A 23109-nucleotide genomic window follows, 5' to 3' on the forward strand; every position below is an offset into this window, starting at 1 on the left:
CCCGCGGAGCGGGCTATGCCCCGGCAAGCCGGGGCATAGAGCGCGAATTGCGCAAGCGCAATTCGGATTCCCGCGCAAGCGCGGGAATGGAATTCCGCAAGCGGAATTACTAACGGAATCCAATTCGCGCAAGCGCGAATTGGAGGCGACCGCGCAAGCGCGATCACCCGGACTGGCTATGAGGGGAGGTGCATCACGCGCGGGCCTGTGTAGGGCTTGGGGTTCCTGACCACCACCCCGCAACGAGAGTGACGGACCGTCGGCCCGATCGGGTGCCGGCCCGCGCCGCAGTGACGGGCTCCGCTGCGCTCCACCCTGACCACTCCCCCACCCTCGAACCCGGCCGCTCACGTTCACCAATACCCCGCCAGCATACCCTATGAACCGTGCGTGCGGGGCGGGATTCAGCCAAGCATCAGCCTACAGAGCGAACCTGTCGCGTGGGTAATGCATCACGGGTGCCGGGTGTGTAGAGTTTGGGACCAGACACCACCACCCCGGCCCGCCAGTCACCGCGCCGGACTCTCATTCCTAATACGCGTCGCATTCCGCGAAAAGGAGAACACGGGAATGGCCGTGAAACTGCGTGAACACCAGATTGAGGCCGTAGCCGCCATCGTGCGCGGCCTCGATATCCCGCCGGGCGGCATTCCCTGGAATGGTCTGCGCGGGCAGGTGCACGCCGCGTGCGGGACAGGAAAGACCATCATCGCGGCGGCCTCCGCAAAGCGGATTGTGCCCAAGGGGCGCATCCTCGTGGTGGTGCCGACCCTGGATCTCCTGGCGCAGACCGTGAAGGCGTGGAGCGGCGCCGGGCACAAGGGGCCGGCCGTCATGGTCTGCTCGCCCCTGGACGACCCGGAACTGTTCCACCTGGGGGTGCGGAGCACCACCAACCCCGTGCAGCTGGCCCTGTGGCACAGCGCCGGGCCGGTGACCATCTACGCCACCTACGCCTCGCTGGGCGTGCTCGTGGAAGCCTTCGAGGGCGCCTACGGGCAGAAACTCGCCCCCGTGGACCTGGCGGTGGTCGATGAGGCGCACCGGACCAGTGGCTCGATGGGGAAGGCGTGGGCGGACATCCACGACCAGACGAAGATCCCGGCGCACCGCCGGCTGTACCTGACCGCGACGCCCCGGATCTGGGAAGAGCGGCTGAACCGCGAGGTCGCCGAAGGGGTGCGTGACCCGCTGCCGCGCGAGATGGCGGCCTCCATGGATGACGAGAAGGTCTTCGGGCCGGTCCTGTACAAGCTCTCGTTGGCGTCGGCGGTGTCCCGGAAGCTGCTGGCGCGGTACCAAATCATCGTCCTGGAGCTCCAGGACCCGGTCGTCACGCCCGAGCGGCTGATGGGCGAGGAGCGGCACACCGAGGAGGTCCGCGGGCAGCGCCTCGGGGCGCTCCAGGCCGCGCTGCTGCACACGATGGAGCAGCACAACCTCCAGACCTGCATCACCTTCCACCACCGGACCATAGAGGCCGCGGCGTACGCGGAGGGCCTTCAGCGCGTGGCCAAGCGGCTGCACGCCGACCAGCCCGAGAAGTACCCCTCCGAGATCTGGGCGGACTGGCTGTGCGGCGAGCACGTCCCCGAGCGCCGGCGGGACGTGCTGGGGAAGTTCGGATCCACCGCCCGGCGGGCCGTGCTCTCCAACTGCCGCGTCCTGGGCGAGGGCGTGGACATCCGGGCCGTGGACTCCGTGGCGCTCCTGGACCCCAAGGGCGCCCCGCACGACATCGTCCAGGCGATTGGCCGCGCGCTGCGCCAGAAGCCCGGACAGGGAAAGCTCGCTTCTTTGATCGTGCCGGTATTTCTCCAGCCCGATGAAAGCCCGGAGGATATGTTCACCTCTGGTTCGTACAAGCCGTTGGTGAAGGTTCTTGAGGGTCTGCGGGCTCACGATGAAGAGGCCGTGGAATTGCTGGCGATCCCGCAGGAGCCTCAGAAGGACATCGCGCAGCCCTCCGAATACATCGGTGCCGCGCCCGCCGATAACGAGGAAGAAACCCGTCTGCTGCTCCGTTTTTCGGCCCCGCGTGATCCGTCGATGGTCGCGAACTGGGTGTCCTTCAACGTGATCGACACCGAGCGGCAGGACTGGGCCCGCGGCTGGGCGAAGCTCAAGGACTTCGTCGAGCGCGAGGGCCACGCCCGGGTGCCGTACGAGCACAAGGAGGGCGCGTTCCCGCTCGGGACGTGGGTCGCGGAGCAGCGACGTGCGTACGGGGCCGGGCAGATGAACGGCCGGCGCGCGGCGCGGCTGGAGAAGCTCGGCATGGCCTGGTCGGCGGCCGATGCGCGGTTCCAGGAGAACCTGGCGGCGGCCCGGGTGTACTACCAGGAGCACTGGACGCTGTGCGCTCCCCGGTCGGCGGCCGCGCTCGACAAGCCGGTGGGGCAGTGGTTGAGCAACCTGCGCCGTCCCGGTGCGCTGGCCGAACACCCGGAGTGGGAGGCGGCGTTGGCGGCCGTGGACGAGGACTGGAACCCCGAGTGGCCCACGGAGTGGCAGCGGCACTACGCCGCGCTGCGCGAGCTGGTGCGTGACGAGGAAGGCCCGGCAGAGGTCCTGCCCGGCTTCACCGTGCACGGCATGGACGTCGGCAAGTGGCTGGCTCGGCAGCGGCAGCCCAAGGTGTGGGCGGCCCTGGCCGACGGGCAGCGCGAGCGCCTGGAGGCCGTCGGCGTCACCCCGCTCGCCGCTCCGGCCCCGGTCGAGCAGGCCGCGCCGACGGAGCCGTCCACGGCGCCCGTGAGCGCCTTCGAGAGGGGCGTTGCGGCCCTGGCGCAGTACAAGGCCCGCACGGGCTCTGTGAAGGTCCCCAGGGCCCACGTAGAGGCGTTGCCGGACGGGACGGAGGTCAAGCTCGGGGTGTTCCTCAGCAACAGCAAGAGCCGCCGGGCCAAGCTGACCGTCGACAAGCTCGCCGCGTTGGCCGGCCTCGGGCTGGAGTGGGCGGCCACGGAAGGAGCGGCGTGATGAGCGCGAGCGACCAGGAGACCGAGGAGCAGCGGGTGCAGGACGCCGTACGGCGGCACGCGCGCACCAATGCCTTCGCGGAGGCGGAGGACATCATCTCGGCTGTGCTGGCCGACCCGGGGGTGCAGGCGGCGCGGGAGCGGGTGGAGGCGGCGGAGACGGAGCTCGGGCTGGAGCTGTGCGCCCGTCTCCAGCCGTTCCAGGACCGTTACGACCAGGCCGTGGCGGCGGGCGACGCGGACGGGCTCACCGGGCTCTGTGAGGGCAAGCACGGGCGCTGGGGGCGGATCTGCGTACTGCCCGGCGGGCACGAGACCTTGATGGAGGAACCGCACTGGGGCCGCACCAGCGAGGGCCGGCCGATCGCGTGGGTGGGCAGTGCACCTGACGACTGGTGAGCGTCGACGGTGAGAGTGGCGAAGGACCCCGAGCGCACGGGCGCCCGGGGTCCTTCGCTGTCCGGGGCCAGCGGCACCGCTCCCAGGTCCTACACGCACTGGGGTGCGATGCCCGGGGGTTCTGAGCTGCGGCATCGCACTGGTGTGCGTGTAGGGACTGGGATCTTCGGGCCGCTCCCCCGGTGAACTACGCGGTGGCCGGGGCGGGTTCGGTGAGGCGGTCGAGCCGGGTGTAGAGGGCCTGTACGAGGCGGGCTCGATTCTGGACGCAGCGGGCGGTGCCGTTGAGCGGGGCGGACAGGCGGCCGTCGGCTTCGCGGAGGATGAGTTCGGCGAGGGCGCCGCGGCCGTCGCTCTTGGGCAGGGCGGTGGCGAGACGCCGGACGTCGGCGGCGACCGCGCGGGCGTGCCCGGTGAGCTGGAGGGCGATCTGCTCGTAGTCGCGGGGCGCGAGGTCCGGGTCCTTCCACGCGAGGACGGCGGTGACGAGGGCCTCGTGCGGGGCACGGTCCAGAGGCAGTTCGGCGTCCAGCAGGCCCTCGGGATCGTGGAGCACGGCGTAGGCCCCGCTCACCGCAGGCCCGCCGCGTCGTCGGCCTGGCCGTGGTCGCCCCTGTCGGCGTCCGGGTCCGGGTCGGCGAGGAAGCGGGCGTAGCCGCGTACGGCGCGCTCCAGCAGCGCGGGGGAAGGCCGGCCGAAGTCGGGCCGCTGGAGGCCGGGTCCGTCGGGTGCGGGTCCGGCGGGTGTGGGTGCGCTCATGGGCACCGCCTCCGTGTGCTGAGTGGTCGCGTCGGTGTCGTTCGACGCTACGGAGGCTCTGGCTCCGTCCTCAACGAGATTGCGGGAAATTGCGGAAGTTCACCCCAGGGCGTCGATCGCGGCCGTGATGCGGTCGCGGGCGGCGTCGCCGTAGACGGCCATCTCCGTGAGGCCGGCGAACGCCCGCGCGTAGTCGGCGAGCTCGCGCGGCTGCTTCACCTTGATCTCCGCCGTCAGGGTCTCCACCACGGCGGTGGTGTCGTCGTGGAGGTAGAACGCCTCCAGCGGCCACACGGTGCGCTGCGCGGTGAACGGGATGATCCCGAGCGAGACCGAGGCGAGCGGCATCACCGCCAGGAGGTGGCGCAGCTGCCCGCGCATCGCCTCGGGGTCGGCAGTGCGGTAGCGCAGGACGGACTCCTCGAGGAGGACGACGTAGCGGTGGCCGCCCTCGTAGAGGAAGCGGGAGCGGGCGATGCGGGCGGCGACCGCCTCGGTGACGTCGTTGGGGGTGCCCTGGAAGCGGGTGATCTGCTCCATGAGGGCGGTCGCGAAGGCCGGCGTCTGGAAGAAGCCCGGGAACACGTTGGAGACGTAGACCCGGCAGACGCGGGTCTGTTCGTGCAGGCTGTTCCAGCTCTGCTGGACCTTGCGCATCCCGTCCTTGTGCAGACGGCGCCACTCCAGATACATGGAGTCGACGGCGCGGGCGGTGGCGATGAGGTCGTCGGCCTGGTCGTCCGCGCCGCACGCCGCACACCAGGCGCGGATGTCCGCGTCGGAGGGCGGGGCGTCGGCCTTCTGAATGCGGGTGGTCTTCGCCGGGTGCCAGCCGCACCGGGCGGACAGGTCCTTCCCGGAAAGGCCGGCGTCCTTACGCAGGTGGCTGAGCCGCACGGCCAGGGCCTCGCGGGCGGCCTGTGCGCTGGACGATGGGGATGCGCTCACGGTGCTCTGCTCAGTGATTCTGGACGGTGTACTTCTCGTGCGGGACGCCGCGCTCCCACACGGTCTCGAACGCGGCGCGGCACAGCGCGACGGCGGCCGGGTCGGTGGTGCGCTCCTTGCCGTCGGTCGCCCAGTCGCCGGTGCCGGTGAAGTGGTGGAACTGCACCAGCCGGTCGTCCAGGAGCCAGAAGTCGTTGCCGGGCAGCGCGATGTCGGAGGCGCGGCGGCGGGGCAGCCAACGCACGTCCTCCCCGGCCTGGAGGTTGAGCGGGGTGATGGCGTGCTCGTACCGGATGTAGTCGGTGACCGGCTCGGAGACGATCCTCGCTCGGCGCATCACCACGCCGCGGGCGACCGCGTCCTGTACGAGCGGCATCCACTGGGGCCAGAACGACCGGGCCGGGTCGAGGTTCGCCGCGCCGGTGGCCAGGAAGTTGGCGTAGTCGTCGGCTTCGTCGCCGACGGCGTACAGGTCGCGCATCTCCAGGTGTACCGCCGTGTGGTGGGTGTCGGCGAGCAGCTCAGCGAACGTCGCGGTGTTCAGCTGCTGCGCGTTCAGCGGCATCGCACGCCTCCCTCAAGATCTGCACCATGTGGAACGGGATCCGGATCACCCGCTCGTGCGGCGGGATCCCCGTCTTGTGGCCGGCGACCCACTCGGTGGAGCCGACCAGGGACTTGAGGAGGGCGTCGGCTTCCTCGCCCTGGAGGACCACGTCCGCGCTCTCCTCTTCCACCCACACCGTCGCTGATCCCTCACCGCCGGTGTTGGGGTCGATCCCGACGAACCGTAGCGTCATCACGTACTCCCCTGGGACTCGGTTGCGCGTAGTTGCGCCGACCGTCCCGCGCGGGGCCGCCGACGTCAAGGGGGCGTCGGCGGCCCCGGTGCTTCTGATCCGTCCGGGTGACCAAGGGCCGCAACTGCCGTGAGGGCAGACGCGCTCCCCCTACCGTGCGGCCATGAACACCACCCCGATGCCTGAGCCGCTGCGCCGGGCGATCCACCAGCTGGTCTCCGAGGGCGTGCAGAACTGCCAGGAGGTGCTGCGGTACACCGAGCCCGACCAGGCGCACACCTGGAAGCGGATGACGCTGTACCGGGCCACGGACGCGGCGGACACCATGAACATGCTGGCCATGCTGATCGCGGCGTACAGCCAGCGCACCGGTACGTCGAAGGACACCCTGGAGTCGTATCTCCAACTCTCTCAGCAGCGCGACCGGGCCGCCGGGCCCGGCGAGGGCGAGTGGGCGCACCTGGCGGGCCTGCTGGGTGAGGACGCGCCTGCCAGCACCGGCGAGGCGGGGAGCTGGCCCAGCATGCAGTTCCACGGGGGACAGACGCACGCCCGGAACGCGCAGCAGCCCGAGGATGACCCGCAGAGGCTGTTCACCGAGGCGTGCCTGCACGGGCTGAAGGCCCGGCTGTGCGACGACGTCGACTCGCTGGACAGCTACCTGCCGCCGCAGGTGGCGCAGCTGGCCCGCAAGGTGGCCGAAGCTCTCGAAGTGCCTGAGCTGGCGGCGACGTAACGGCGGAGTCGGGCCGTCGTTGAACAGCGCGACTCCAAAAGTCGGGCCCCGGGGATGTCATGGCTGATCCCCCGGGGCCCGTGGCGTGTCCGGCGCCCGGGTCAGCTCTGGGGGTCCTCCGGGTCGGTGAGCCAGGTGACGACGTCGGCGTCGGTCATCCAAATCGTCTGCGTCTCGTGCACCTCCTCGCGCTGGACGACGTGGCCGCGGCCCCCGTGCTTGCTCGGCTTCGGCGCGGGGCCGGCGAGCGGCGCGAGGCGCTGCCAGGTGCTGGCGGAGACCCGGGCCAGGATCACCGTGCCGAACATCTCGTGCGGCGCGGCCCCGAGGACGCCGGGGGCGGGCGTGCCGTCGAGGATGACGTGGACGCGGGCGGCGCGTCCGGTCCACAGCGCGGCCTCGAGGGCGGCGACGGCCGGGGAGGTGTGCGGGTCGTCCTTGCCGCGGAACGTCTCCCAGTAGCGGGTGAGCTGGCGCAGCGCGCTGTAGGCGCTGTCCACCGAGACGATGAGCCGGGGCGTGGCGTCCAGCTCGCTGTCGTTGAGGTCGAGGCGGCGGGCCAGTTCCTCTCCGAGGCCGACCAGGGCGTCGTGGATGCCGGCGACGTTCCCGCGGTGGGTGACGGTCGGCAGGCCCCTGGCCCACAGGTGGGAGATCCGCTTGGGGTCGATGACCAGGGCGTGGGCGCCCTGGTGGAGGAACTGGGCGGTCAGGGAGCGCAGCACGGTGGTGCCGCCCCCGCCGGTGGCGGTGCAGACCAGGACGTGCGGGCATTCGCCGGTCAGGTCGACGGCGATGGCGTCGCCGTGGGTGCTGATGCCGATGAGCGCGGTCCCTTCGGGCAGTGCCTCTATCTGCTCGCGCAGGTCGGGAGCGTGGAAGCTGAGCTTCGTGGGGAGCGCGGTCTTGTTCATGGCGGGGTGTTCCTCTTCTGTGCGGTGCCTGGAGAACCGGGTGTTCTCCAGAGCTGGGGGGATCGTGTCGGGGAAAGCGGACAGGTCCGGATCGGTGGGTGGCGGGTCGGATTTCCGACCCGCCACCCACCGCCGTCAGTCCAGGTCGGTGGTGCCGGTGGCGGCGCGGGGCCGGTTTCGGGCCCACTTCTTGAGGTCGCCGACGCGGTAGAGGAGCTCGGCTCCGCGCTTGTCGACCGGGTCGGGGAAGGCCGGGTCGTTGGCGCGGGCGAAGCGCAGCGCGGCCAGGGTGATGCCGGGCAGGTGGTGTTCGGCGGCCTCACGGAGCCCCACCGCCTGGTCGTCGTCGCCCGGGGCCGTCGGCGACGGCGGGGTGTGGTCCGTGGGGCCGCCCGGGTCGGCGGCCGGGGCCGGGGTGAGGCTCCAGGCGTCGGCGAGCGCGTCGCGGTCGGCGGGCGGTTCGATGGCGGGCTGCAGTTCGGGGGCGGGCGTGGACCAGGCGTCGGTGAGGGAGTCGGCGGGCGGCTTCTGCAGCTGCACCGAGCCCGGCTGCGCCCCGGCTGCGGGCGGGGCCGGCGTGCCGGTGGTGGCCCACTCGCGGGCTTCGGCCTCGGTGAAGAACAGGATCTGCGTCTCCCGCGCGGACCCGCCGGAGACGACCTGGGCGCGGCCGTGGTGCTTGGTGGACTTCGGCGCCGGGTGGACCTCCGGGGCGAGCATCCGCCAGGCGTTGACGCTGTAGCGGGCGAGGATGCGGGTGGAGAACTGCTCGCGGACTTCCGGGCCTCCGAGGGCGCGGGCGGTGGCGGACTGCGCGACCAGGAGGACATGCATGCGCAGCTGGCGGCCCATGTAGAGGATCTCGTTGAGCGCGTCGACGGCCGGGGAGATCTTCGGGTCGCCGGACTCGCGGGTCTTCTCCCAGTAGCGGGCCAGCTGCTTCATCGTCGCGTTGACCTCTTCGAGGAGGATCAGCAGCCGCGGGCCGATGTCCTTCGGGTCGGCGTCGATGCCCAGTTCGTCGGCGACGCGGGTACGGCGCCGGCCTTCGATGCCGAGGGCGATGAGCTGGTCGTGGATGTCGGCGATGTCGCGGCAGTAGGTGACGCCGGGCAGGCCGTTGGCCCACGGGTGGGAGATCCGCTTGGTATCCAGGACGAACACGAGGCTGCCGTGGTGGAGCATCTGGCAGGCGATGCACCGCAGGGTCACCGACTTGCCGCCGCCCGTGCTCGCGTTGACCAGGATGTGCGGGGACTCGGCGTCCAGGTCGACGGTGACGATCCGCCCGGCGGAGCCGATCCCGATGACGGGCGCGGACTCCTTCGCGGCGGCCACGATCTCGCGGACCTTGGGCTCCTTGAAGGCCGCCTTGGCCGGGGGCTTGCGGGTCTTCTTCACCGTCACGTACGTCTCGCGGCCCGCCAGGTGCCAGGAGAAGGTGACGCCCTCCAGGGCGAGCTTGGTGGCGATGATGTCGACGACCAGGTCCTTGGCGAAGTCCAGGCGGCCCGGCACGTCCACGCGGATCACCGCGTCGTCCTCGGAGAAGTTGCGCGGGATGTGGAGGTAGCGGCGCGGGTCGGTCTGCTCCGGCAGGCGCAGCGGCAGCGCGAGGGCCTCGTGCAGCGGGAGCACCCACTCGCGCATCAGCTCCCGGCGCTTGCGGGTCAGCGCGAAGTAGGCGGCGGTCGAGACGGCCGCGGTCGACGCGGCGGCGATCCCGGTCTGCTCCAGCGCGGCGAGCGCGGGGGCCGGGTCGGCCCATATCTGCTGGGCGGTGGCGACGGTGGCGTCCTGGTGGACCCACCCGGCCTGGTAGCCGCCCGCGCCGACGGCGGCCAGCGAGCTGATGCGGAAGGTCAGGCGCTTCCACCCGGCGCGGTAGGAGGACCGGGAGACGCGGCCTTCGACCTTCGGCAGGACCCGGGTGCCTGAGCGCCAGAACGTGGCGTCGGTCTTGCGCTCGCCGTCCATCGGTCGGCCGGCCAGGAACCGGCCGATGCCGAACGCGAGGGATTCGGCGGTGTCCTCCACCTGCTTGTCGAACTTCGTCTGTGCCATCGGTCGTGCCCTTTCGGTGTGCGTCCCGGCACCTCACACCCGGAAGCGGACACGAACCGTAAAGCCGTTGGCCTGTGGATAGAGCGCGGCGAAAAGTGGGCCCTGAGCTGCGATCTGTGGACAACTTTTCGGCCCGAAAATCGGCAGCGGCTCCGCCTGTGCGGGGCGGTCGGTACAACGGTGAGGAGAGATCAACCTGGGAGGGGCTCCATGACCGAACACGACGACGACGCACCCGAGTTCAAGGCTGCGGTGGAGCGCGCGAAGCAGTACGAGGCGATGGCCGCCCGGTACGTCAAGAAGGCGTTGGCGGGCGAGGCGGGCGCGGCGCAGATGGCGCAGACGTTCGCGTCGCTGGCGGCCGCTGCCCGGATGGAGCGCCTGGACTGGCGTATGCGGGTGCTCGGCGACCAGCTCGGGGACGTGAAGAAGGCGATGGACGGTCTTCGCCGCAAGCTGCCCGAGCGGTGACGTCCATCGGGTCCGACCACATCACCGACCCCTGACCGCCCCCTGTGGGCCGCACGGGTGACTGTGCTGGTCAACAGGGGTGCGAGGGCCGGACGATGGGGGCTATGAGTACAGACGAGCCTGATGTTCCGCCGACCGAATTCCAGCCGGGTGACTCCCTCACCGGCTCCGCCTGGCCGGGCATCCTGGTCACGGCTTTGCCCGTCGCCACGGCGGTCACGGTGGCCGGGCGGGTGGCGAAGGCGCACATCGAGCAGCGCGGCGCGACGGAGCGGACGGCCATCGAGCAGCGTGGCGAGACGCAGCGCGCGGTCATCGCTGCCGAGGTCGAGCGTGAGCGGATCCGCCGGCCTCAGCTTCCGCCCGGCGACGGCGACGCCGCCTGACCGCTACTCGGTGGTGTGCTCAGGGTCCGGCAGTTGGGGCGGGAAGTGGCGCTCCAGGATCTCCACCCACCGGTGCAGGACCACGAAGCCGGTGGTGTCGGCCTGGGCCTGGACCAGCTCGGTCAGAGCGTCGACGAACGGCTGGGCGGGGCTGTCCGGCGGCAGGCTTTCGGCAGCATGCTTCAGCCGCTCGTGCACGGTGGGGAAGAGCTCCTTGGCCCACGCGTCCTGTTCCTTGATGCGCCGGGAGCCTGCCTCCAAGCTGATCTGCATGACGGTCCACTCCGGGCAGTCGGAGGTGTGCCAGATCTCGTACGGCGTGCCGCCCGCGACGCGGACGTTCTCCCGGGCGGGGCCCGCTGTGCAGTCCGGGCACAGTTCGCCCGGCGTCTCCGCGAAGCCGTTCTTCATCTTCTCGTTCCCTCCGCCTGGAAGCTCACGAGCCTGTCATGGGAGATCACGCGGTGACCAGGGCTTTGCCGCGAGGCCCTTCGCACGAGGCAGGGGTGGCCTTGCGTGGGGTCGGTCGTCCAGGGTGGGGCAATGAGCGCACTGCGACCCGGTGACATCACCGACGACATGATCCAGGCCATGGACACGGCCAAGCGGCAGGGACTGCAGAAGGATCTGCGCGCCCTCGCCGCCAACATCCGCGCCGACGCCGAAGGCCGGTACGACAGCGCGGAGCCCGGGTGGCGGGCCGGAGTCGAGTGGACGCTGCTGTGGATCGAGAACACCGCCGCCCAGCTGACCGAGGGCACCCCGGGCGCCGGGGCCGGCGGCTGGGGTCAGGGTGTGTCGCCGGAGTAGTAGAAGCGGCAGCTGACGCCGGGGCCAGGCGTGCGGGGCTCGCCGGGCTGCGGGTCGTACAGGGCGCGGCCGCCGGGCCACCGGGACAGCTCGGTCGTCAGGGCGACGCCGTCGTCGACTTCCTCGGTGCGCCAGCCGTGGATGTCGAGCAGCAGGCCGTCCAGCAGGCCGCCGACCAGTTCGGCGTAGGTCCGGTGCGGGAGCGGGCCGGGGTTCGGGTCGTCGTGGTCCGCGCCGTAGACGCGACCGGTCAGCAGCTGCTCGTCACCGTTCATCCGACCAGCCTTCCAGCCGTCACCGACAACGGGGGGGCGGAGACGGCGTCGGGCCCGGCCGGGGTGGCCGGGCCCGAGGCGGGAGCGATGCGGTGCTACTGGGTCTGGAGGGCGCCGCGGTCGATGAGGCCCTGGATGTAGTGCGGCCAGTCCCGCTCCAGGCTCGTGGTGATCGCGGCGTGGACGTCGGCGCGGACCTGTGGGGTGACGTGCTCGACTTGGCCGCCGGGGTAGTACAGGCGCACCCCGTCGCGGCTCGCGTCGCACAGGATGGCGTGGGCCTTCTGGACGAGCGTCATGTAGAGCTGCGGGACCGGTGCCTTGACGAGTTCGTCGATGACGGCTTCGTAGTCGGCTCCGAAGTCCGCCCAGTCCTTGCCCTGCTTGTCGAGCCAGAGGGTGACGTCGGAGAAGAAGACCGCTTTGCCGGGCCCCTCGTTCTGGTCGCGGGCCAGGCCGGTCGCGAGGTCGAGCGCGATGCCGGCGCCTTTGCTGACGAGGTGGCGGGGGATCATCTGCGGGGCGATGGCAAGGGCGCACTCGCCCCAGCCGTCCTGGGTCTTCTCCGGCCAGGGCAGCCCCAGCACGAGCCAGCCGTCCGGACGCAGCAGTGTGTTGCTCACCGTGTTCTTCCCCCTCGATGACGTCGGTGGTCTGTGTCGATCTTTCCGCCCGGTGGAGTGGGCGGGCAAGGCGGCCTCCGGTCAGATGACCTCGCGGTCGCTCTGGTCCACCGAGCCCAAGCCGATGAGGAGCACCAGGGCTGGTTCCACTCCCCCGCCGGGCGCGAGGCGTTCGACGCCGCCCTCGCCCACCGCCTGGAGCAGCGCCTCGAACTCGAGGTCGGGCAGGACGCCCGTGGTGACGGCCCCGACCCGGACGGCGGTGTCGTCGTCCAGGCCCTCGATCGCCTTGCGCAGGTCGCCGACCGTCAGCGCCCGGTGCAGCAGGCCCTGCCGGTTGGTCGCCATGCCGAACTCGAAGGTGTGGCGGCCGTCGTGGCCGTCGAACAGCAGGCACGGCGTCGGGTCGTCCGGGGCGTGCTCGGTGTCGCGGGCGGTGCAGGGCGGAAGATTGACCAGCTCACGGGCCCCGGGCCGCCAGCGCAACCACCAGTTGCCGTCGCTGGCGGTCTGTCCGAGGGCGTAGTGCCACTCGCCCTCGTGACCGGACTCCACCTCGCACCAGGTGAAGTCCTCCAGCGCGTTCGCGCCGAAGCGCAGGTTGGCGAGCTCGCGGTGTTCCTCCACCGTCAGCTGGGTGGCCACCGCACAGTTCTTGCGCACCAGGGACACGTCGATCGGCTCCTTCACGTCGTTGTTCGCGGTGCTCATCCTCGCCTCCGGCCGGGCCGCCTGTCCGGCCGGAGACGGAAGCCGCCCGGCTACCGGCGGCGCCCGAACAGCCCGCGGGGCTTCACGGCCGGCGCTTCGGCCGCCGCGCGTTCCGCCTCTTCCGCCTGGCGGCGCGCGACGCGCTCAGCCTCTGCGCGGTCGGCGGCCTGCTCCGCGCACGATCCGCACAGCCCGTCCCACTGGCCGTGCCACGAGGACCCCGCGGTTACCTGCCAGCGTTCGTCGGTGAACTTCGTCCCGCACTGCGTGCACACCGGCCGCTGCGCCTCGCGCTCCGCGGCCTTGCGTTCCGCCTGCCGCCGGCGGGACTGTTCCTCTTCCCTCCGGTAGAGCCGCTCGCCGTCCGGGTTGTCCAGGGCCTCGCTCAGCGTCTGCCACTCATCGCGCCCGAGCCGCCGCCACACCTTCCCCGCGGCCCCGGCCGGGTCGGCGGTGATCCGCTCCAGCTCGGTGACGACCACGGGCACCGCCTGGTGGTAGTCGACGGCCGTGAACCCGGCCCACGGGTACCGGGTGCCGGCGAAGTAGCGGCGGGCGGCCTGCTCCAGGCGCCGCATCCGGCTCTCGCGCTGCGCGGCGGTCTTGCCCGTGAACACGAACGCCACCGGCACGTAGCCCTCCCGCCCGGTCGCCGGGTAGATCCGCGACCACAGCCGGAAGTCGTGCACCGCCGCACCCTGCCGCCGGGCGGCCTTCTCCCTGTCCTTGTCGGCCTTCGGCGCCAGGAGCTCGAACCAGTCGTTGTAGCGGCGCAGCTTCGCCGTCAGGTCGTCGACGGGCTCGTTGACGCGGTCGACCTCCAGGAGCATCGCGGGCACCCCGGCGTCCGGGGCGCGCATCGTCAGGTCGGCGTACTGGGTGTACCCGTACGGCAGGCGGTGGGCGATCTCGGTCTGCCAGGACAGCGGGGTGCCGTACCCGGCTCCGGTGAGCACGGCCGCGGTCGAGGTGACGGCGGCGGCGTGTTCGTCGTAGCCGTCGCCGTCGACCGGCTCTCCGTCGTCGTCGTACTGGAGCTTGCGCAGCACGGACATCCGCGCGCTCTTCGGGAGCAGCTGCTTGGCTTCCTTGTGTCCTCGCTCGGTCAGCACCCACAGCTGGTGTCCCGACTCCAGTCGTGTCTCCACCCGGACCTTCCCTTCGCCCTTGAGGGCGTTGAGGGTGTCCCTCGTGCACCGGTCGTGCCGGTCTCCGGGCCGGAGCATCCGCCACAGGTGGTCAGCGGTAGCCCTCTGGAAGATCCCCAGAGCCGTCAGCACTTCCTTCTTCCTGGTGTGGGTCGGCTTCCATGTCTGCTTCAAAGACTTAGAAGGGTTGTCGAACGCGTCGCCGGACCCTGACTTCCCGGGCTGACCTGCGCGGATGCGCCCGGCGGGCGAAGTGGCCGTGGAGGGGGCGATGGAGGGGCCCGTGGAGGGGGCCGGCGGGGCCTGGTCGACGCCGTCAGCGGGGCTGCGGTCGGCCGGCTCGTGCGGCTCGAAGGCGGGGTCGGGAGTGAGGTCGGCGGGCACGGGGTCCTCGGTTTCTCCGGCCTGCAGGCCGGGTCGGCAGTCGTCCGGCCCGTACGCGGTTGTGCGCGCGGGCCGGGGCCACCGTGTGAAGCCACCCCTTGACCGTCGTCTAACGATCAGCGACAGCAGGTGTCCGATTCCTCCTTGACCACCCCCATGTCCTCCCGTTTTGTCCGTGAGCGGCATCACGATCGGCTCCCTGTCCCCCGGCAGGCTGACAGCAAGAGCGAAGCTCCGTCCGGACCGGGGAACGTGCTCTAGCGTGAGCGCTCCCGTCACCCGCTTGGCAGAGGAGCCCAACGTGCCCGAGGTCTGGATCGGCCCGCGCCGCTACGCGACGAAGAAGGCCCGGCAGGAAGCGGTGCAGGCGATCCTGGGCCGCTACGGCCTCGGTCAGGACGTCGACCAGGAGGACGACGACCTGCTGCTGCGGGACCTGCTCGACATGCACCCCGACGCGGCGCAGAAGGTCGGCCCGGGGGTGGACCGCTTCCGGATCATCCCCACCCCGCGCGGTCACCACAAAGGCCCGGAAGCCGTCCTGGTCGACGGCAGCAAGGTCGCCTTCTCGTACCAGAAGTGCCTGGACGCCCCCACCCACCGGCAGCGCGTGCTGGCCGCGATGCGTACCGAGATCCAGCCGCAGGTCAACGCCTACTACGAGTCCCGCAAGGGGTCTCACACGCTCGTGTCCGACGAGAGCGGCCAGCCTCTGGCCCCGGACGACACGCACGTCTCCTACTTCCAGGGCCCGCGCTTCCACGACATCGCGATGGAGTTCGTCCAGGCCGCCGGTGGCTTCGATGCCGTCGACCTGACGGCGGAGACGGCGCGGGGGCTGGCCCTGTTCACCGACCGGACCCTGGCGGAACGCTGGCACGCCCACCACCAGGAGCACGCCGTACTCGGGCTGCTGTCGGCCAAGGAGAACCTGCGCCGCCCGCGCGTGTAGCGCACCGGATGTCCGGGCCGGCGGCGCGCGGGTGCGGACCGGCGCGCATGGTGCGTTGAGTTGCGCGCGATGGAACGCACTTCCCCACCCGGTGGAGCGCACCGAGTGGACTCCACCCGCACCTGGTGCGCTTCGCGATGGCCTCCACTCTCCACTCGGTGCGGACGATGTCGCGCACTCCCACCCGGTGGAACGCACCACGATGCGGCGATGCACGGCATCCTCCGCACCACGCACCCGCCTTACGGACGGTGACGGTGCGCGGTGCGCCGGGAGGGAGAAGTCTCCCTTCCCACACCGGGTATCAAGGGCACGGTGCTGGGCGTCTCCGTGGTGGTAGCGGAGTGTGTCAAGGGGAAACGTCGAAGGTCACGCCGAAACTCGTGGGTGGACAAGGGTTGCTTTCCATCCGATGGGCTGGGTGGAATCCGGCGGCACACCCGGTCAAGGGGGGTGCATCGAGTGCACCGCACCCGATGCACCGTCACCCTCCGTACACGCATCGAGTGGAGCGGACGGGAGTGGCGGCCACTCCGACGCGCGCCAGTGGAACGTGCGGTGCGGCGCACCGGTGCGGTGGTGCGGTGCGGTGGGAGTGCACGACATCGTCGGCGACCGCACCGGTGCACCCGATGCACCGCACCACCGCACCCGATGCCGGGATGTTCCGCACTCCCGCACCGGGTGGAGCGCACCGAGTGGACCGCTCGATCCGCACCACCGTGGCGTCCACTCCCTCCGAGCGCGGCGCGGTGGGGTCCACCGTGTCCACTCAGCCCCGGCGGCGGCGCAGGCGCGCGCTGCGCCACGGGTTCGGCCGGCCGCCGGGGTACTGCCGGGAGCGGCGCCGGACCGACGGCCGCGGCGTCGGCGCCGGGTACAGCGCCGTCCGCAGCTGGCTGGCGTCGACCAGGTGCTCCAGGCGCTCGCGCTGCTTCGGCGAGAGCTGTATCAGGATCAGGTCGACCACGGGTTCCTCCTCGTTCACGGGGGCGGTCCCCGTACTCTCGCCGCGCTCTGGTGTCTCCGGGGCCGGGGCGCCGGGGGCGTGCCGGGGGCTGGCACGTCGGCTTCGATGTGCGTCCCGCCGGGCGGTCACGGCCGGGGACCGGGGCCCTGGCCGTGACCGGGCTGCCGGTGCTGCTGCTCGTGCTCCTGGCGGCGGCTGTCGGCGACGGGGGCGTCGGGCGCGGCCGGGGGCGTCGTGTCCTCGTAGGTGCGGCGGCGGGCGTCGGCGGCGCGGGTGAAGGCGGCGAGCCGCTCCAAGTTCTTCGGCGTGCGCAGCCACGTCCCCGCGTCGGTCGTGCGGCCCTGGAGGTACTCCTCGGGCATCGCGGCCTGCTGATGAGCGTGGACGGCGGCGGCCCGCTGCGCCGGGGTGAGGGCGGCGTCCCGGCCGGGGTGGTCGACGGCGTGCGGCGGGGCTGACGCCTGGTCGTGGTGCTGGTCGTCCGTACGCGCGGCGGCCGACGTCGTCGCGGCCGGGGCGTCGGCCTGCCCGGCGGGAGCGGTACGGGCGGCGCGGATCGCGTTGCGTACGGCGAGGCTGGCGACCCGGGCCCGCTCGTAGCGGGACGACTCCCGGGGCGGCTTGCCGCCGGTGCCGGCGATGAACCAGGGCTCGGGCTCGGGAAAGTCGGCGGTGTAGAAGATCTGGTCGGCGGCCGGGGCCCGGCGGCCGGGCTGGGGATCGGTGGTCTGGCGGCCGTGGTCGGCCAGGGCGCGGCCCGCGATGTAGTCGTCCAGGCCGCGCGTGAACTCGCGGCCGCGCAGGGTCTCCAGCAGATGCCGGCGCGCTTCGGCCAGGACGTGGCGGCGGGCGAACTTGCCGCGCACGGTGAAGACGACCGCGGCGACGTCGACGGCGGCGAGCACGACGTCGACGTGCGGGTCCACCCGGGCCCGGATCGCCGCACCCGCCGCGCGGCAGCGGTGAAGGAGCCCGTCGACCACCTGCTTGCCGAACTTCAGTAGCGCGGACGCCTTCCACCACGCGAGCAGCTGCTCCAGCGGGCGCGGGGTCTTCTTCTCCCGGCGGGTGTCCTGCGCCGCCCACCACCCCAGACCGTGCCGGGCCTGCTCGCCGGGCAGCCGCCCGTGCTCCTGCGCGTACTTGTAGGTCAGGCCCTCCAGGACGTCCTCGATCTGCTGGCGGCGGGTGGCCGACCAGTCGATGAGCTCGGAGTCGACACCGGCGATCTCCATCACGGGGCGCAGGCCCGGCGTCACCTCCCGGGGCACCGTCGCCAACCCGAGCTCCTCGCACACCTCGGTCGTCATCGCGAGGGTGTAGAGCGTCCCGGCGGCCACCACGTGCCGGTAGAGGCGGCGGGTGTCCAGCGCGCCCCACCTCGGATCACCGTTGCCGTCCAGGCGCTGCACGCGGTTGAGGACCAAGCAGTGCTCATGCAGGAGCGGGAAGCCATCGCGATTCTCGAAGTGCCGGAAGGCGGCGACCACCAAGGCCGGGGTCTTCGCGCGGCCGCGGCCCGACGACCACCGGGTCTCGGCGACTTCGTCCTCGAGCCAGCGCAGCGCCCTGTCGACGGCCCGCTCGTGCGCCCGCTCGATGACCCGGCGCGTGTGGGCGTCTCCCAGTGCCCACAGCACGATCAGGGACGCCTGCGGGCGGAAGGTGAAGTCGAGGGCGAGCAGCGGGGTCTGGTTGCGGGCCTCGATCTCCTCGATCGGCTGCCCGAGCACGGTCGCCCGACGCGCGGTGTCCGGGTCGGCGCCGTCGTCCAGGAGGTGCTGCTCGATCCGGTCGGCGTCCGGGTGCCGGCCCTGCCCGAAGGTCAGCTCCATCTGCCGCTCGGACACCTCCGTGCCCGCGGTGAGCCCGAGCGCGGCCAGGCCGCGCCCCCACCACCGTCCCGGCGGGAGGCCGGCCATCTCCTGGGCGGCCTTGAGGGACTGGCCGACCGGGCGGCGGCCGTCCCCGAAGGCAACTCCGCGTACGTAGTAGCGCCAGGCGTTACGCCTCTGGACCTTCGCGACACTCAGCATCCCCACAGGGGACACCGGGCCTGACCTGCAAAAAAGCCCGATCCCGTGGGGCGGGAGGGTTCACCGGAACTTCACGGCCGATCCCGTCCGGCGGGCACTTCCGGCGGCGCCGCGCCCGCCCGGCGGACACCACCCGGGCCATGCAAATGCTGCGCGGCCACCCCGCCACATCCGCCTCACACGCCCCGAAAACCGCGAGTAGACGCCTCCAGCGTCAACGAGCGCCTTACTGCGTACCGCTCCCCCACCCAGCGGCCAAGGACGCCGCACCCAGCACCACGTCACCCACTCTCGCCCCCGGCAGCGCCGGGGGCTTCTTGCTGCCTGGAGGACCGACGTGCCGACCTACGAGACCATGACCCGCTTCAACAACGACCTCCGCCGCCTCACCCCCGAACAGCGCCGCCGCTTCCGCCGGGCCGTGGCCGCCTTCGTCCACGACCTGCGCGACAACGACGGGCACTTCCGCGCCGGCCTCCGCATCAAGCAGATCAGCGGCTTCCCCGGCATCTACGAACTCACCTGGTCCGCAGGCACCGGCCCGGCCGGGCGCGCCACCTGGCAGTACGGGGCCTCATGCCGTCCTGGCGAGCGGCACATCATCTGGCGTCGCATCGGCACCCACGACATCCTCACCGGCCCCTGACCGTCCGGCGCAGCCGCGGGATGGCAACGGTGTTGGGCCTGGAAGCCGAGAGCCCGGCCCGCGTACGGCGCGGGCCGGGCTCTTTACGGCGTAAAGACCGGTCAGTCGTAGAGCTTCATCGCCTTGCCCACCTTGACGTAGGCGATGGCGGCCTCGGTCTTGGGGTTGTAGAGCGTGACCGGGAGAGAAGCCGAGTACGACTCGGGGACCTTCACGTCGTCGCGGATGGTGGGCTGGACGACGAGGTCACCGTACGCCTCTCGCACCTGTCGCTCGATGTCGAAGTAGACCTTGCCCTGGGAGATGCCCGTGACGCCCTCTCCTATGACGATCCAGTCGAGTCCGTCGCGCATGCCCATGACCCCGAAGGATTTGTGCAGGTCAGCGATCTTGTCTTCCAGCGCCGTCAGGCCGCGCGCTTCCTTCTCCTGGCTCTTGGTGCACCCGACGATCTCGGTTGCGGCGATGAGGGCGCCCTGGGTGCCGAGGTCCAGGTTGCCGGGGCAGTCGAGCAGGATGATGTCGAACCGCCCGATCAGCTGCGGGAGCAGCCGCTGGAGCCACATCTCCCGCGCGGTGACTCCCGCGAGCTTCAGGCTGAGGGAGTCGAGCCTGTCGGATTCCAGGACGAGCCAGAGGTTCGGGATCGGCTCCTTGGTCTTGCTGTGGCGGCCGGGAACGAGCGCTTGATCGAGGGTGCCGAGGCCGTCGACAACGTCGATGAGGGTGAGCTGATTTTCGTCGGCGTCCGGGTCGTCGTAGCCGAGGAGGCGGGACACGTCGCGCTGCCGGTCCAGTCCGATGACGCAGACCGTGCGACCGTGCGCGGCGGCCTGTTCGGCGAGGGCTCCGGCGAGGGTGCTCTTGCCGGAGCCGGCCGAACCGCTGGCGAGCGTCAGAACGCGGGTCGGGAGGCCCCTGTCGGCGGGCTTGGTCAGGGTGTCGGTGCTCATGTGCACTCCGCTCTACGCCGTCGGAGCGGGCGCGGCGTCGGTGGGCTGGTAGTCGGTGTGAGTCTCCAGCCAGTCCGCGTACGCGCGGGCGTGGGTGGAGTCGGTGCCACTCGAACGGGTCATGTGGAGTTCGCAGCGGGCGAGGGCCAGCGCGAGGGCGCCCTGCTTCTGGCGGTCGGTGCCTTCCTCGCCGGACAGGGTCGCCAAGTCCAGCGCGGAGGACCCCACAGCGGTTTCGGTGAGCCACTGTCCCGCGAGCGCGACGGCTTCGTCGGCATCGGCCGGGGCCTGGGCGGCGACGAGGAAGAGGCGGGCGAGGTCACCGGCGCCCGCGACGATGGCGAGGACGCAGGCTTCGCGCCTGGCCTTCACCGCAGCGTCCTCCACCGGGGAGCCGGCTCCGTCGCCAGCCCCTCCCTGGGCGGGCACCTTGCTGGCCTTCTTCGACTTGGACTGCTTCCCGGCCGACGGGTTGGCAGAGCGATCCGCGGCGCGCTCCGCGGCGCGCCATGCCTTGAGCTGCTCTTCGCGGACCTTGATCTTGCCGAGGTCTCGGGCGAGCTCGATGGTCATGCCGGGGGCCCGCGCCTCGAGCGCCTGGCGGACTTCGGGCTCCAGGTTGTGCAGGCGGCGGCGCTGGGAGACCCAGCCTGCGGTCTTGCCCAGCTTCTTGGCGACGGCGTCATAGGTGCCGAGCTCCGCCTTGAGCTCCTCGATCGTGGCGAGCTCCTCGAAGGGCTTGAGCTCCTCGCGGGCGATGTTCTCCGTGGCGGCCGCGACGAGGATGTCTTCCCGCGTCTTCAGCTTGGTGTTCACGTGGACAGGCAGGGTTGCCAGCCCCGCCTTACGCGCGGCTGCGAGACGGCGGTTGCCGCCGATGACCACGTAGGCCCCGTCTGGGAGATCCGCCGCGTTCTCAGGGAAGGCAGCCCGGAACGTCTCCACGGGAATGACGAGGCAGGGCTGCAACACTCCCGTCGTCTCGTAGGTCTCCGCGAGACCGTCGACGCCTTCCAGGTTCTGGCGGGCGTTGCGCGGGTTGTGAACGAGGGAGTCGAGGGCGAATTCCGGGGTGGCGTTCGCACCATCGGCCGACGCCCCTTGCGGGTTCGCCGCGGCTTCCTCCTGTGCCCGCTTGGCCGCGAGCTGTCTACGTCGCTCCGCCAGGGAGAGCCCGTCGTTCTGTGCGCCGGCCATTCGTACTCCAGGTAGGTCTTGCTGCTGTCTCGGCCTGGAGCTTAGCGAGGACCGAGGGCCTTCCAGGCTCAGCCCGCGTTCTTTACGCCGTAAAGAGCGACACCCGGCAGCATCGCCCCGTCGCTCGGCACCCCTCGGGCCCTCGCTCTTCTTTACGTCGTAAAGAACGCCTCGGGCTCACGGAGCAGGCAACGCGAAGATCCGTAAACGCACGAAGGCCCGCACCCCCGCATCGTTCGCGTGGGGTACGGGCCTTCGTGGTGGGTGTCAGGTTGCCCAGGTAGCGGGCGCGTCTGCGTCGGGGTTGGGAATGCCAGCGGCGGTCACCGCGGCCGCCGGGTGTCGTAGGGCGGTGACCGGGACGGCGCCGGGCTCGGTGGGCGATACCCAGACCAGACGCCACTGGTCGTCCCACGCGCAACCGCAGGGGTGGGCCGGGTGCGGGTGGTGCAGGACCGCGGCGTGCGTGTGAACGGCGCGGGGGATCCGTGGGATGACGTCACCGTGGTCGGCGTGCGGGTAGGTGTGAAGCTCCCGCCAGTCGTAGATCTTGACCATGTAGGCGGCCGCGGCCTCGATGACGTGACCCCAGCGGTGGTGTCCGAGCGCGATGAATCCGACGGGCGGTTCGTCCTCTGCTCCGTATCCGGTGATGGTGATGCCGTTGTGGGTGATGAACCCGAGTCGCTTCGGGTCGCCGTAATCCGGTGTCCAGAGGTGTTCGACGGGGTGCATGGTCCCGTCGTCGCCCTCGCTGGTCTCGATCTCGTACAGGGCCGGGGCGGTCATACCCTCGCCCCCGCGACGGCCGCCTCCAGGAGCGCGACGGCGTCGGCCTCGTACGGGTCGGCGAACAGCTGGTGGTCGCTGACGTCGAACGGCCCGAACCGCACGCTGACGCGGTAGCCGGGCACGAGGGTGGTCTCCCGTCCGTCCAGTGCGGCGGTGATCCGGTCGTCGTAGTCCTGTTGGGCGTGCCGGGTCTGGGTGTACGGACCGAGGCGCAGCAGGGTGAAGCCGTCGCGGCTGTCGTCGCGTTTGCGGGCCTCGATGTAGAGGGCGTAGTGCGCGGGTTCCATGCCGACGTCGTCGGGCAGGGGCAGGCCGGCGGCGGCGTGGGTGAGCATCGCGTAGCCGGGCTGCCAGAAGCCGAGGATTGCGGTGGTCTCGCAGCGCAGCCAGCCGCGTTCGGTGTAGCCGAGCTGGCGGCCGTGGAGGTAGGCGCTGGCGTGCGGGGTGCCGGGGTGGACCAGGGCGACGGCGATCACGTCCGGGCCGTGGTCGTCTCCGGGCCGGGTGTGCGCGCGTTCCACGAACGGGCCGACGCGCACGGCGATGTCGCGGGCGCTGCCGGGCGCCCAGGGGTCGGGATTGCGCAGGGCGGTGAGCGTCGCGCGGAACTGGTCGACGACGGCCTGGTCCTCGGAGGAAAGGGCGCCGGCGTTTCCGCAGCGGCGGAAGAGGGAGGGTCGCTTCATCGGGTGGACTCCTGCTCCGGGGTGAGGTGGGCGGTGAGGGCTACGGCCGCGCTGAGGATCTGGGCGTGGTCGAACGCCAGCTGGTCCGGCAGGGCGTTCAGGGGCCACCAGCGGGCGGTGCGGGCGTCGTCTCCGGCGGTGATCGGGGTGTCGGCGGGGACGGTGGCCAGGTACGCGACGGTGACGTACCGGCCGCGGGGGTCGCGGCCGGGCTGGTCCCAGACGCCGATCTGGTGCAGGTCGCCGGTGTCCACGTGGACGCCGGTCTCCTCAGCGAGTTCGCGGGCGGCGGCCTGGCGGCTCGTTTCCCCCGGGTCTACGTGTCCGCCGGCGCAGGCCCAGTGGCCTTCGAACGGCGGCCAGTCGCGCTCGATCAGCAGGACGTCGCCGCCGGGCGTCAGGACGACGACGTCGGCGGTGTAGCGGATGGTCTCGAACGTCTCGGTGTCGGTCACGGGGACCTCTCGG

27 protein-coding genes are annotated in these 23109 nt (G+C 71.5%); 8 read left to right on the forward strand and 19 right to left on the reverse strand.

Translation table 11 applies throughout. From position 1 onward, the window contains the following. The first annotated feature begins 570 nt into the window (after nucleotides 1-570). Both SYYSPA8_RS37710 and SYYSPA8_RS37715 read left to right on the forward strand, forming a co-directional pair. Entirely contained in the window at nucleotides 571-2982 is a 2412-nt protein-coding gene (locus SYYSPA8_RS37710) for a DEAD/DEAH box helicase (protein WP_323452010.1), read from the forward strand. Further along, entirely contained in the window at nucleotides 2982-3380 is a 399-nt protein-coding gene (locus tag SYYSPA8_RS37715; protein WP_323452011.1) for a hypothetical protein, read from the forward strand. The genes SYYSPA8_RS37710 and SYYSPA8_RS37715 overlap by 1 nt, the downstream gene beginning before the upstream one ends. Before the next feature lie 187 nt (nucleotides 3381-3567). Here the strand turns inward: SYYSPA8_RS37715 and SYYSPA8_RS37720 are convergent, their stop codons facing one another. The 5 genes from SYYSPA8_RS37720 to SYYSPA8_RS37740 all read right to left on the reverse strand — a co-directional run bounded on the left by SYYSPA8_RS37720 (nucleotide 3568) and on the right by SYYSPA8_RS37740 (nucleotide 5887). Then, entirely contained in the window at nucleotides 3568-3954 is a 387-nt protein-coding gene (locus tag SYYSPA8_RS37720) for a restriction endonuclease (RefSeq protein WP_323452012.1), read from the reverse strand. Then, nucleotides 3951-4139: a hypothetical protein gene (locus tag SYYSPA8_RS37725; protein WP_323452013.1), complete on the reverse strand. Its 189-nt coding sequence runs from the start codon at nucleotides 4137-4139 to the stop codon at nucleotides 3951-3953. The genes SYYSPA8_RS37720 and SYYSPA8_RS37725 overlap by 4 nt, the downstream gene beginning before the upstream one ends. 99 nt (nucleotides 4140-4238) lie before the next feature. Continuing rightward, complete coding sequence (locus tag SYYSPA8_RS37730) at nucleotides 4239-5087, reverse strand: helix-turn-helix domain-containing protein (protein ID WP_323452014.1); 849 nt, start codon at nucleotides 5085-5087, stop codon at nucleotides 4239-4241. A gap of 10 nt (nucleotides 5088-5097) precedes the next feature. Next, nucleotides 5098-5652 carry a DUF6879 family protein gene (locus tag SYYSPA8_RS37735; protein WP_323452015.1) on the reverse strand — a complete coding sequence of 185 codons (555 nt, stop codon included), beginning with the start codon at nucleotides 5650-5652 and terminating at the stop codon, nucleotides 5098-5100. Further along, nucleotides 5609-5887 (reverse strand): hypothetical protein, encoded by a 279-nt coding sequence (locus tag SYYSPA8_RS37740; protein ID WP_323452016.1) that lies wholly within the window; start codon nucleotides 5885-5887, stop codon nucleotides 5609-5611. Before SYYSPA8_RS37740 ends, SYYSPA8_RS37735 begins: the two co-directional genes overlap by 44 nt. A gap of 163 nt (nucleotides 5888-6050) precedes the next feature. On the opposite strand from SYYSPA8_RS37740, the gene SYYSPA8_RS37745 reads away from it, so the two are divergent. Further along, entirely contained in the window at nucleotides 6051-6623 is a 573-nt protein-coding gene (locus SYYSPA8_RS37745) for a hypothetical protein (RefSeq protein WP_323452017.1), read from the forward strand. 101 nt (nucleotides 6624-6724) lie between these two features. Here the strand turns inward: SYYSPA8_RS37745 and SYYSPA8_RS37750 are convergent, their stop codons facing one another. Next, nucleotides 6725-7537 carry a hypothetical protein gene (locus SYYSPA8_RS37750; RefSeq protein WP_323452018.1) on the reverse strand — a complete coding sequence of 271 codons (813 nt, stop codon included), beginning with the start codon at nucleotides 7535-7537 and terminating at the stop codon, nucleotides 6725-6727. 135 nt (nucleotides 7538-7672) lie between these two features. Beyond that, nucleotides 7673-9601, reverse strand: coding sequence for a pRL2-11 (locus SYYSPA8_RS37755; RefSeq protein ID WP_323452019.1), 1929 nt, complete (start codon nucleotides 9599-9601; stop codon nucleotides 7673-7675). A gap of 210 nt (nucleotides 9602-9811) precedes the next feature. Here SYYSPA8_RS37755 and SYYSPA8_RS37760 point away from each other — a divergent pair, with 210 nt between their 5' ends. Together SYYSPA8_RS37760 and SYYSPA8_RS37765 are read left to right on the forward strand one after the other, a co-directional pair. Further along, nucleotides 9812-10072 (forward strand): hypothetical protein, encoded by a 261-nt coding sequence (locus tag SYYSPA8_RS37760; RefSeq protein WP_158564905.1) that lies wholly within the window; start codon nucleotides 9812-9814, stop codon nucleotides 10070-10072. Nucleotides 10073-10176: 104 nt separating this feature from the next. Then, nucleotides 10177-10458: a hypothetical protein gene (locus SYYSPA8_RS37765; RefSeq protein ID WP_111339965.1), complete on the forward strand. Its 282-nt coding sequence runs from the start codon at nucleotides 10177-10179 to the stop codon at nucleotides 10456-10458. Between the two features lie 3 nt (nucleotides 10459-10461). Here the strand turns inward: SYYSPA8_RS37765 and SYYSPA8_RS37770 are convergent, their stop codons facing one another. Then, nucleotides 10462-10869 carry a hypothetical protein gene (locus SYYSPA8_RS37770; protein WP_323452020.1) on the reverse strand — a complete coding sequence of 136 codons (408 nt, stop codon included), beginning with the start codon at nucleotides 10867-10869 and terminating at the stop codon, nucleotides 10462-10464. A gap of 132 nt (nucleotides 10870-11001) precedes the next feature. On the opposite strand from SYYSPA8_RS37770, the gene SYYSPA8_RS37775 reads away from it, so the two are divergent. Next, on the forward strand, nucleotides 11002-11268 hold the full coding sequence (locus SYYSPA8_RS37775; RefSeq protein ID WP_323452021.1) for a hypothetical protein: 267 nt from the start codon (nucleotides 11002-11004) through the stop codon (nucleotides 11266-11268). On the opposite strand, the gene SYYSPA8_RS37780 is transcribed toward SYYSPA8_RS37775, so the two are convergent. From SYYSPA8_RS37780 to SYYSPA8_RS37795, 4 genes are all read right to left on the reverse strand, one after another. Beyond that, nucleotides 11247-11543, reverse strand: coding sequence for a hypothetical protein (locus SYYSPA8_RS37780; RefSeq protein WP_323452022.1), 297 nt, complete (start codon nucleotides 11541-11543; stop codon nucleotides 11247-11249). The two genes, SYYSPA8_RS37775 and SYYSPA8_RS37780, sit on opposite strands and share 22 nt — an antisense overlap. A 95-nt stretch (nucleotides 11544-11638) precedes the next feature. Continuing rightward, complete coding sequence (locus SYYSPA8_RS37785) at nucleotides 11639-12166, reverse strand: hypothetical protein (RefSeq protein WP_323452023.1); 528 nt, start codon at nucleotides 12164-12166, stop codon at nucleotides 11639-11641. 81 nt (nucleotides 12167-12247) lie between these two features. Beyond that, nucleotides 12248-12877 carry a hypothetical protein gene (locus SYYSPA8_RS37790; protein WP_323452024.1) on the reverse strand — a complete coding sequence of 210 codons (630 nt, stop codon included), beginning with the start codon at nucleotides 12875-12877 and terminating at the stop codon, nucleotides 12248-12250. A 50-nt stretch (nucleotides 12878-12927) separates the two neighbouring features. Then, nucleotides 12928-14409 (reverse strand): replication-relaxation family protein, encoded by a 1482-nt coding sequence (locus tag SYYSPA8_RS37795; RefSeq protein ID WP_323452025.1) that lies wholly within the window; start codon nucleotides 14407-14409, stop codon nucleotides 12928-12930. A gap of 301 nt (nucleotides 14410-14710) precedes the next feature. On the opposite strand from SYYSPA8_RS37795, the gene SYYSPA8_RS37800 reads away from it, so the two are divergent. Further along, on the forward strand, nucleotides 14711-15361 hold the full coding sequence (locus SYYSPA8_RS37800; protein ID WP_323452026.1) for a DUF3223 domain-containing protein: 651 nt from the start codon (nucleotides 14711-14713) through the stop codon (nucleotides 15359-15361). Nucleotides 15362-16133: 772 nt separating this feature from the next. On the opposite strand, the gene SYYSPA8_RS37805 is transcribed toward SYYSPA8_RS37800, so the two are convergent. Together SYYSPA8_RS37805 and mobF are read right to left on the reverse strand one after the other, a co-directional pair. Next, nucleotides 16134-16349 carry a hypothetical protein gene (locus SYYSPA8_RS37805; protein WP_323452027.1) on the reverse strand — a complete coding sequence of 72 codons (216 nt, stop codon included), beginning with the start codon at nucleotides 16347-16349 and terminating at the stop codon, nucleotides 16134-16136. A 107-nt stretch (nucleotides 16350-16456) separates the two neighbouring features. Next, nucleotides 16457-18367 carry a MobF family relaxase gene (gene mobF, locus SYYSPA8_RS37810; protein WP_323452028.1) on the reverse strand — a complete coding sequence of 637 codons (1911 nt, stop codon included), beginning with the start codon at nucleotides 18365-18367 and terminating at the stop codon, nucleotides 16457-16459. Nucleotides 18368-18704: 337 nt separating this feature from the next. Here mobF and SYYSPA8_RS37815 point away from each other — a divergent pair, with 337 nt between their 5' ends. Next, nucleotides 18705-19013: a hypothetical protein gene (locus SYYSPA8_RS37815; RefSeq protein ID WP_323452029.1), complete on the forward strand. Its 309-nt coding sequence runs from the start codon at nucleotides 18705-18707 to the stop codon at nucleotides 19011-19013. Between the two features lie 101 nt (nucleotides 19014-19114). On the opposite strand, the gene SYYSPA8_RS37820 is transcribed toward SYYSPA8_RS37815, so the two are convergent. The 5 genes from SYYSPA8_RS37820 to SYYSPA8_RS37840 all read right to left on the reverse strand — a co-directional run bounded on the left by SYYSPA8_RS37820 (nucleotide 19115) and on the right by SYYSPA8_RS37840 (nucleotide 23096). Next, nucleotides 19115-19966, reverse strand: a complete 852-nt coding sequence (locus SYYSPA8_RS37820; protein ID WP_323452030.1) for a ParA family protein — start codon at nucleotides 19964-19966, stop codon at nucleotides 19115-19117. Between the two features lie 12 nt (nucleotides 19967-19978). Next, nucleotides 19979-21163 carry a ParB/RepB/Spo0J family partition protein gene (locus SYYSPA8_RS37825; protein WP_323452031.1) on the reverse strand — a complete coding sequence of 395 codons (1185 nt, stop codon included), beginning with the start codon at nucleotides 21161-21163 and terminating at the stop codon, nucleotides 19979-19981. Between the two features lie 267 nt (nucleotides 21164-21430). Beyond that, nucleotides 21431-21952, reverse strand: coding sequence for a hypothetical protein (locus tag SYYSPA8_RS37830; protein ID WP_323452032.1), 522 nt, complete (start codon nucleotides 21950-21952; stop codon nucleotides 21431-21433). Continuing rightward, the gene (locus SYYSPA8_RS37835; RefSeq protein ID WP_323452033.1) at nucleotides 21949-22641 is read right to left on the reverse strand and encodes a hypothetical protein; all 693 of its coding nucleotides are present in this window, start codon (nucleotides 22639-22641) and stop codon (nucleotides 21949-21951) included. Before SYYSPA8_RS37835 ends, SYYSPA8_RS37830 begins: the two co-directional genes overlap by 4 nt. Next, nucleotides 22638-23096: an NUDIX hydrolase gene (locus tag SYYSPA8_RS37840; RefSeq protein ID WP_323452034.1), complete on the reverse strand. Its 459-nt coding sequence runs from the start codon at nucleotides 23094-23096 to the stop codon at nucleotides 22638-22640. The genes SYYSPA8_RS37835 and SYYSPA8_RS37840 overlap by 4 nt, the downstream gene beginning before the upstream one ends. Between the last annotated feature and the right edge of the window lie 13 nt (nucleotides 23097-23109).

It is taken from the genome of Streptomyces yaizuensis (assembly GCF_034961445.1).
GTDB classification, from domain to species: domain Bacteria; phylum Actinomycetota; class Actinomycetes; order Streptomycetales; family Streptomycetaceae; genus Streptomyces; species Streptomyces yaizuensis.